Here is an 8619-nt window from a genome sequence, read left to right on the forward strand (position 1 = left end):
CTTCGGGCGGGCCGGCCTCTTCGACAGCGGGACAAGTCACGAAACGCGCGCGCCTACTGCCGGCAGTTCAGCAAGCCTGCGCTCCATCATGCCATGGGTGGCGCTGATCTTCGCGCTCGGCTTCATCAACGGCCTGATGCCATATCCCTATCTCACCTATCTCTCGCCGTTCCTGCGCGAGGAACTCGGCTATTCCGTCGGCTTTGCCTCATGGCTCTGGGCAACGATCGGGGCGGTGGGGATCAGCGCAGGCTTCGCCATTGGCACAATATCGTCGCGCCTCGGAGCGCGCCATGCCATGCTCGCTTGTTACTCAAGCTTCCTCGCCGCCGGCGCCCTCGTAGTCCTCGATCCCTCCATGGAACTCTCGCTCCTGTCAGGCATCTTCTTTTCGCTGGGTTTTTATCCGATCTATGGCCTGCTGCCGGCCTACGTCTCACATCGCGCCACGCCCCGCGTCGCGGTGACTGTCTTAGGCATCTGCACCGTGTTCCAAGGCATCGGCGGCACCACAGGGAACTTCTTTGGCGCCGTGATCAAGACATCGACCCAGAGTTTCAGCGGCATCTATCTCGCCGTTGCAGTTACGGCCGCCGTCGCGGCGGCGATGACGATTTTGCTGCCGAAGGACCAGAGTGTGCAGGCCGAGTAGCATCTGCCGATGCTGCCGCTGCCGGGCACAAGGGCTATTATATGTTAGCATCTTCGCCGCAATCGCCGCCTGATTTTTGCCGGTCAGGCCTTTTCGAAGAGCGGCGAGATCATACGGCAACTCGCCCCTTGCCGAGATGCTTGATCGCTTGTTCCAGTGGCCGCCGGCCATCGCAATAATCGTCCCAGGCCGATGATTTCGAGAGGATGGTCGGGACGGTGCGGATGGTGAAGCGCTTCGGGTCGAGATCCGATTTGACCTGTGTCCATGTCAACGGCATCGAGACGGTGGCACCCGGCCGGGCACGGGGCGACAAAGGTGCCACTGCCGTCGCCATCCGGTCATTGCGCAGATAATCGAGGAAGATCCGGCCATCCCTCAGGCTCTTGGTCATCTTGATCAGATAGAGATCGGGATTGTCACGCGCCATCTGCTGGCAGACGTCGTGGGCAAAACCCTTCGCTTGCGCCCACGAAAGCGGCTTGCGCTTGTTGATTGCGAGTGGCGTGACGACGTGCAGGCCCTTGCCACCAGTGGTCTTGCAAAAGCTGACCAGGCCCAACTCGTCGAGACGGTCCCGCATTTCGCGGGCTGCCGAAACGACCGCGGAGAATGGCACGTCCGGACCTGGATCAAGGTCGAAGACGAGCCGGCCCGGCACCTCAGGCTGATGCGGTTCACAATTCCAGGGATGCAGCTCGACGCCACCGATCTGCGCGACGGCAGCAAGGCCTTCGACGCGGTCGATCTGCAAATAAGGCTTTTTGTCGCCGAAGACCTTCACCAGTTCAAGCAGGTTGGAGGTGCCGGGCATCGCATGGCGCTGGAAAAACTGCTCGCCACCGATGCCGTCGGGCGTCCGGATGATGGAACATGGCCGTCCCTTGATGTGCTCGATCAGCCAGGAACCGACCATTTCGTAGTAACGGGCCAGTTCCTCCTTGGTGACAGGTTTGCCATCATTGGCATCAGGCCATAGCGGCTTGTCGGGGTTGGAAATCGTCACGCCCATGACCTCGGCCTTGGCGCCCTTTCGCCGGACCGGCATGGCCTTCGTCTCCGCCACCGGCTGCGGCACGTCTGTCTGCGCGGGTTTCGCCGGCCGTTCGGCCTTGACCTCCTTGGCCGGCTTGTCCGTGCGCAGCCCTTTGAAGGCCGCCTGCCGGACAATACCGTCGGCCGTCCAGCCTGCGAATTCGATTTCCGCCACGAGCTCGGGCTTCAGCCACGTGACCTCGGCCTCCTTCTTCGGCGCGCCGATGCCGGTGAAGGGCGATTTCGCCGTCTCGAGCGCTTTCAACTTCGGAAGCAGCGTTTCCACTTTCTTTGCGCCATATCCCGTGCCGACGCGGCCGACATAGACGAAGTGGTCGCCGTGATAGACGCCGACCAGCAGGGATCGGAATTTCCCGTTGGTCTTGGCATAGGCGCCGATCACCACCTCGTGGCCGGCGCGGCATTTCGACTTCGCCCAGTTTTCGGTGCGGCCGGATTGATAGGGTGCATCGGCCTCTTTCGAGACGATGCCTTCCAGTGAGAGCTTGCAGGCAGACCGGAGAACTGCATCACCGCCCGTTTCGAAATGCTCGACGAAACGGATGCGCGGATCGCTGCCGGCGTCGGACAGAAGCCTTTGAAGCCGCGCCTTGCGCTCGACGAGCGGTAGAGATCGCACGTCCTCGCCACCCTCATAGAGAAGGTCGAATGCGAAATAGACGAGTTCGCCGGTCTTGCCTTCCGAAAGGGCCGCCTGCAGGGCCGCGAAATCAGGAACGCCATTATCGTCGAGGGCGCAGATCTCGCCGTCGATGATCGCATCGGGCAGTGTCGATGCCGCCTCGGCGATCTCGGGATATTTTGTCGTCCAGTCGAGCCCTTTCCTGGTCTTCAGCGTCGCCTCCCCGTCCAGTACGCGCATCTGGATACGGTAGCCGTCGAACTTGATCTCGTGAATCCAGCCGGTGCCGGCGGGCGGACGCTCCAGGGTCTGGCAGAGCTGTGGCGCAATGAAATCCGGTAGATCAACCTTTGTGGCCGTTTTCGCCTTCCGATCAGCTCCAGTGTCTTCTTTTCGCTCTTCGGCAGCCAGTCCGTGATTGCTGTCCCAGACGGCATCGGCTTGAACGTCGCCGCCCTCGACCATGAAGGGCTTGGGCTTTCGTCCCTTGCCGGCGGCAATCATTTCCATGGTACGGCCAGAGGCAACTGATGTCTGGTTTTCCTCAAGTGTGGCCGCGCCGTTTTCCTCGACCGAGAATTCGTCGTGGTGCTTGATCAGCAGCCAGTTTGTCCGGCTGCCACGGTCGCGGTCGTTGCGCATGCGCACCAGCACGAAGCTGCCATGCAGGCGTTTGCCTTCCAGCGTGAATTTGAAATCGCCTTTCGCCAGCGCCTGCTCCGGGCTCTTCTTTCCTTCCGGCTCCCAATAACCGCGATCCCAGAGCATGACAGTGCCGCCGCCATACTGGCCTTTCGGAATGGTGCCTTCGAAATCACCGTAGTCCAGCGGGTGATCTTCCACTTCGACGGCCAGCCGCTTGTCGTGCGGATCGAGGGACGGGCCTTTGGTGACAGCCCAAGACTTGAAGACGCCGTCGAGTTCGAGGCGCAAATCGTAATGCAGTCGGGTCGCGTCGTGCTTCTGGATGACGAAACGACGACGGTTGCTGCGCGCGAGGCGCTTTTCGCCGCTCGGTTCGGCCGTTTTTTGAAAGTCGCGCTTCGATCGATAGGTCGACAGTTTATCGCTGGCCATGGTCGTTCCCGAAACAGTCCCGACAGCGAAATGCCGGCTGGCACTCAGAAGTTCCATCACGGCGTTCGTCCAGCCAAATAACGGGAAAAGCGGCGCTTATGCTAGACCTCGCCTCATCGGAGGCGAGGTCATCGATTCTCCTTTAATTGGCAACGAGACGCGCTGGCCGAGCCGGATGCGTGGTCGGCTTTCTCTTCCACGGGGCCAGAACGGATGGCATGCCCGCTTCGAGGCAAGCCGCCACGAAGGCTTCGCGCGCGACGATGCTGGGAATGCTGCCGTTGAGGACGCCACGACACGTTTTCACTGCGCGTTGATGGCGCTCACCATGACGCAGCGGCCATTCGTTCTCGAGAAAATCCAAGGCGTCGTATGCGCCTGCGAAGGTGCGCTCCAAACCGCACTGCAGCCGGATTCTCACCGGCTGGGTCCATAGAACATCGTTCAGCGGCATCTTTTCCTCCTTTCATGCCACCAATGGTCCTGATGAAAATGATATTGTGGGGGGTAGCCGATCGTTCAAGGCCCGTCAGACAAATCCCCTTGGTGATCAACGGGCCGTTCACCATTGCGCCTGCGATTGCCCGGCGGGGACATGCGTGAAAAGTCGATGGGCATCACACGGTCAAGAACGGCGCGCCTGTTGGCGTGACTATGAGAGCGCCTTTTCAACAATCGGCCTTAGAAAATGCCGTTCAGAAAACGGCAGCTCATCAATGGTACACCCAATTTTAGCACTCTAGTGTCCAGAGTGCCAATTTTTGTCTGGGGTGCTCTTGAACCCTGAAAACTCCGCAACCAAATCAGTTTCGTCAGCCGCCACTAACGGGGCTGAATTGGTGGAGACGCAAGTTTCCAATGCGTCTTCATTCCATGTTGCTTTACGGAGGATATGGCTATGAGAAACGAATTCGACTTCGCCCCCCTTTACCAGTCCAGCATCGGCTTTGACCGCGTTTTCAACCTCCTCAACAATGCGCAGCGGGTTCAACCTGTCGACACTTGGCCGCCTTACAATATTGTCAAGGCGGGCGATGACGACTACCGCATCGTCATTGCTGTCGCGGGTTTCGGCGAGGAGGACCTTTCGATCACGCATGAGCGAAACGTGCTCATTATTGCTGGTGAGAAAGCCGATAAGGAGGACGCGCAATATCTGCATCACGGCATCGCGGGCCGGTCGTTCGAGCGGCGCTTCGAGCTCGCCGACCATGTCAAGGTGTCTGGGGCAAGCCTGAAAAACGGTCTTCTGTCGGTCGAGTTGAAACTGGAGATCCCCGAAGAGATGAAGCCGCGGCGCATTCCCATCGGCGCCAGCGAAGCCCAGCAGGTTGAAAAGCAGACTGCACCGCTTCAGATCGAAGGCGGAAAGCAGGTTGCATAATCGAACTAGATGACGGCCGGCGCCGGACTTGCCGGCGCGGCCAGACATGGAGGTACAGATGAGTGTTCGTGATCTAATTTCGCGGGGCCGCGGCAAGAGTACGGTTCCGACCGACTATGCAGGCAGAGATCATAATCCGTTCTTGGCGCTTCATCGCGAGATGAACAGGCTGTTTGATGATGTCTTCCGTGGCTTCGAGCATCGGTTCCCGGCCAGCGGTTCTGGCTTCATGTTTGAAAGCTCCTGGCCGAAGATCGACGTCTCGGAAACCGAGAAGGAAATCCGCGTCACCGCTGATATTCCTGGCATGGACGAGAAAGACGTTGAAGTCTTGCTCGACAACGGCGTCTTGACCATCCGGGGTGAAAAGCTTGGCGAAAACGACGACAAAGACCGGCAGTTCTCCGAGCGGTTCTATGGCCGCTTCGAACGCCGTCTTTCCTTAAACAGCGAGGTAGAGGAAGACAGAATCTCGGCCTCCTTCAGGAATGGCGTTTTGACTGTCACTCTGCCCCGCTCGGGGTCGGAACAATCGACTGCTAAGCGCATCACGATCAATAGCTAAAAGAGAGATGTGTTTGGGGTGATGCGCGTTGTTTGGCAGCAGTGGCATGCGATTGTCAGGCCCTGCTGCCAATCTCGCTGTATTGGCAGCGAGGTTGCCACATGATGGCAACGCTTCGGTATTGTCGCATTCAAATGGTCGCCGACAACAACCAGCCCACCTGTGGCGTTCCGTCACCAGGATATGGCCCCGCCGTTCTGTGGCTGCATCGTTGCCGGTCTCCAGCAAACTTTCAGCGAGTTGGCGCGTTGAATATGGCGCGCTGAAACCGACGGGACCGCTGATGACCAAGGGAAATCGATTTGATGTGCTCGCCAAAGGCGGCTATGCGGCGCGCGGCGTTGTCTTTCTCCTTGTGGCCGGGCTTGCTCTCTTCTCCGGCGTGGCCGGTGGCCGGCCCGAAACGAAATCCGCGCTTTCAGCACTCCTTGGACAGCCGCTCGGTCGCGTATGGGTCGGATTGATCGGGCTCGGCCTTCTAGGATTTGTTGCCTGGAGGTTGGCGCAGTCCCTGGCAGACAGCGACGGCCACGGTAGGGACGGGAAGGCATTGGCGATCCGATCCGCGCTCTTTGGCAGCGCCATCACCTATCTCGGGCTTGCCGCATATGCGCTCGGGAACGCCTTTTTCCTGGGAGGAGGTAGCGAAGCTTCTGGTGAGAAGGATCTGGCAGGATGGATCATGTCGCAGCCGTTTGGATCCTACTTTGCGATCGCGGTCGGCGCCGGCTTCATCATCGGCGGCGTCGTGACGGCCGTGAAGGGCATCACCAGGAAGTTCGAGCGCCACCTTCAGATACCTGATCACAAGGGTATCGTGACGTTGGTATGCATCTATGGCCTTGTCGCCCGCGGCGTGGTGTTTGCGGCTACCGGAGTACTTTTCGCCTATGCAGGTTTCAGGGTGGATCCTGGACAAGCCGGTAGCATGGGCGACGCCCTGGAATGGCTGCGCCAGCTTCCGCTAGGATCCTTTCTGTATGTCGCGGTCGCCGTTGGATTGGCGGCTTTCGGACTCTATAATCTTGTCGAGGCACGGTACCGCATCGTTAGGAGCCCATCGTTGGCGGACGCTAAGCGTTCGATCCCGAKGGCAGGTTCTTGACATCAGTGTTCCGGTGCCAAGGTGCCGTCATAGGTCGAGCCTGCCGATGGGATCTCAATGTCTATAAGCAGCCCATCCTCCGACCAAGTTTTCTCAATTCGCCCTTTAAGCTGCCTTTCGACCATTGCGCCGACAATCACCGTGCCAAAACCTCGTTTGGCGAATGTAGGCAGAGGGCGCGAGCCCACCTCCTGCCACCGGATATTAAAGCCTGCTCCGGACGGTTTGGGCTTCCAACTGATTGAAAGTCTGCCTCGCGCAGCGGCGAGCGCACCGTGCTGGGCTGCGTTGACAGCGAGTTCATGGAACACGAGCGCAAGGGGCTGGACGACCGGCCCATCCATTCTGATATCCGGCCCGGCAAAAAAAGCGCGGGTGGCCGCGAACGGCGTCACCTGTTGACGAATAAGCTCCTCAACAGAAATGCTTGTCCATCTTCGTTCAGCAAGCAAGGTATGGGCACGGGCGAGCGCCTGCACCCGATGCTGAATAGCGGCGGCATAAAGGGCCGGGTCATCGGCGTTGCTCAGGCGGACGATGCTGTCGACGATCGCCAGGACGTTGTTGGATCGGTGGTCGACTTCCATCAGCAGGCGATGCTCGGAGGCCTCCAGTGCCTCGATCCGCCGGTACTCCGTCATGTCGATTTGAGAGCCAAAGAAATACAGGATCCTTCCGTCATCCCCATGGACGGGACTTAGATGCAAGCGTCCAGAACTGCTCACCGCTCTTCTTATAATTGAGGATCTCGACGCTGACCTCACGCTCGCCGGCGATAGCCGCACGAATTTCGGCGACGGCAATCGGAGACGTCGCGGGACCCTGCAGGAAACGACAGTTGCGCCCCAGCACTTCAGGCGCCGCATAACCTGTCAGTTCGAGGAATGCCTTGTTTGCGAGCACGATCGGAAGATCCGGCTTTCGCCCATCGGTGACGACCATCGGCATCCGGGTGCGTTCAAATGCGATCGCTGCCAACTCCTTCCGATCGGCGGAAGCTGCTTTTGAAGATGCGGAAGGCAAATCCCCGTGGAGTTGTTCTCTCGAATGGCCTGTCATGCTTCCACGCTCACTAAGACGTCGCTTGATAACGTGGCTCGCGTATCTTTGTTTCCGAGAAGGTTGTGTGGCTTTAGCGATCGCTCCTCCGGGACTTGCCCGACAACGTGTCACGGCTGCGGCCTTTGCCAACGCGACGGCGTCCGGTATAAAATCAGGATGAGGCCTTTCAGCCTTGCAGGCCTTGAAAGGTTCGCGCGTATAATATGATCATGAAACCCTTTTCCAGTTCCAGCCGCTCCCGAGAGCGCTTTCTCGAAGCCATTCTGCAGAGCGCGATCGAGTATGCGATCATCTCCATGGATCTCGATGGCCTGGTGACTACGTGGAATGAGGGTGCGCGACGGATCCTCGGATGGGACGAGGCTGAGATTATCGGCAAGCCCGCAGCCGTCATTTTCACGCAGGAAGACCTGCAGGCGGGGATTCTCCAACGGGAGATGACCGCCGCTTTAGCGGAAGGCCATGGCAACGATGAACGCTGGCACGTTCGCAAGGACGGATCGTTGTTCTGGGCGTCGGGTCAGATGATGGCGCTGACGTCGGATGATGGCGAAGTCGAGGGCTTTGTGAAGATTCTGAGAGATCGCACCGAGCAGAGAGAAAACGAGGAGCGACAGMGCGTCCTGATGCACGAACTCTCTCACCGCATGAAAAACACGCTGGCCGTCGTTCAGGCTATCACCAGTCAATCCTTTCGAAACGCCAGCTCTCTGGAGGAAGCGGAACAATCGATCTCTGCGCGGATCAATGCTTACTCGAAAGCACACGATATTTTGCTGCAGCAAAATTGGTTGGGCACGACCATGGGAACGATTGTCGAGGCTACCGCGATTAATCTCGGACTTCAGACGTCAGGACGTTTCAAAGCAAGCGGTCCCGACGTTGAATTGAGTCCACAGGCGGCCCTTTGTTTCTCCCTCGTGCTGCACGAACTCGTCACCAACGCCAATAAGTATGGTGCGCTTTCGGAGGATACAGGGACTGTTGCAATCGAGTGGTCGGTAGGCGACAAGGCGGGCGCCCCGAGCCTGAACTTCACTTGGCAGGAGGTTGGAGGTCCGGCGGTGGAAACTCCAACCAAGAAGGGGTTCGGCAC

Annotated in this window: 7 protein-coding genes and 1 pseudogene; 5 read left to right on the forward strand and 3 right to left on the reverse strand. The window is 59.0% G+C overall.

Annotated features, from left to right (window positions below; genetic code table 11):
* A partial coding sequence (locus AC1D1Z_RS30685) for an MFS transporter (RefSeq protein ID WP_477852620.1) occupies positions 1-652 on the forward strand: 652 nt, incomplete at its 5' end.
* A gap of 109 nt (positions 653-761) precedes the next feature.
* On the opposite strand, the gene ligD is transcribed toward AC1D1Z_RS30685, so the two are convergent.
* Positions 762-3407: a DNA ligase D gene (gene ligD, locus AC1D1Z_RS30690; RefSeq protein WP_026188653.1), complete on the reverse strand. Its 2646-nt coding sequence runs from the start codon at positions 3405-3407 to the stop codon at positions 762-764.
* A 142-nt stretch (positions 3408-3549) separates the two neighbouring features.
* The gene (locus AC1D1Z_RS30695; protein WP_018245192.1) at positions 3550-3861 is read right to left on the reverse strand and encodes a DUF982 domain-containing protein; all 312 of its coding nucleotides are present in this window, start codon (positions 3859-3861) and stop codon (positions 3550-3552) included.
* A gap of 444 nt (positions 3862-4305) precedes the next feature.
* Between AC1D1Z_RS30695 and AC1D1Z_RS30700 the strand changes: the two genes are divergently transcribed.
* From AC1D1Z_RS30700 to AC1D1Z_RS30710, 3 genes are all read left to right on the forward strand, one after another.
* Positions 4306-4791, forward strand: coding sequence for an Hsp20 family protein (locus tag AC1D1Z_RS30700; RefSeq protein ID WP_477852623.1), 486 nt, complete (start codon positions 4306-4308; stop codon positions 4789-4791).
* A gap of 58 nt (positions 4792-4849) precedes the next feature.
* A complete protein-coding gene (locus AC1D1Z_RS30705; RefSeq protein ID WP_018245194.1) occupies positions 4850-5356 on the forward strand; it encodes an Hsp20/alpha crystallin family protein in 507 nt (168 codons plus the stop codon).
* Between the two features lie 283 nt (positions 5357-5639).
* Positions 5640-6461, forward strand: coding sequence for a DUF1206 domain-containing protein (locus AC1D1Z_RS30710; protein WP_477852624.1), 822 nt, complete (start codon positions 5640-5642; stop codon positions 6459-6461).
* Positions 6462-6463: 2 nt separating this feature from the next.
* On the opposite strand, the pseudogene lov reads toward AC1D1Z_RS30710, so the two are convergent.
* Positions 6464-7520, reverse strand: a pseudogene (lov, locus tag AC1D1Z_RS30715) (blue-light-activated histidine kinase).
* Positions 7521-7726: 206 nt separating this feature from the next.
* Between lov and AC1D1Z_RS30720 the strand changes: the two are divergent.
* Positions 7727-8619: sensor histidine kinase (locus AC1D1Z_RS30720; protein ID WP_477852626.1), on the forward strand; the 893-nt coding region annotated here is incomplete at its 3' end.

The organism is Rhizobium sp. P1_E1 (assembly GCF_056406015.1).

What these genes read in the sequence shown, in the direction of transcription:
- ligD (WP_026188653.1), bottom strand. Translation starts at nt 3,407, where the DNA reads ATGGCCAGCGATAAACTGTCGACCTATCGATCGAAGCGCGACTTTCAA.
- AC1D1Z_RS30695 (WP_018245192.1), bottom strand. Translation starts at nt 3,861, where the DNA reads ATGCCGCTGAACGATGTTCTATGGACCCAGCCGGTGAGAATCCGGCTG.
- AC1D1Z_RS30700 (WP_477852623.1), top strand. Translation starts at nt 4,306, where the DNA reads ATGAGAAACGAATTCGACTTCGCCCCCCTTTACCAGTCCAGCATCGGC.
- AC1D1Z_RS30705 (WP_018245194.1), top strand. Translation starts at nt 4,850, where the DNA reads ATGAGTGTTCGTGATCTAATTTCGCGGGGCCGCGGCAAGAGTACGGTT.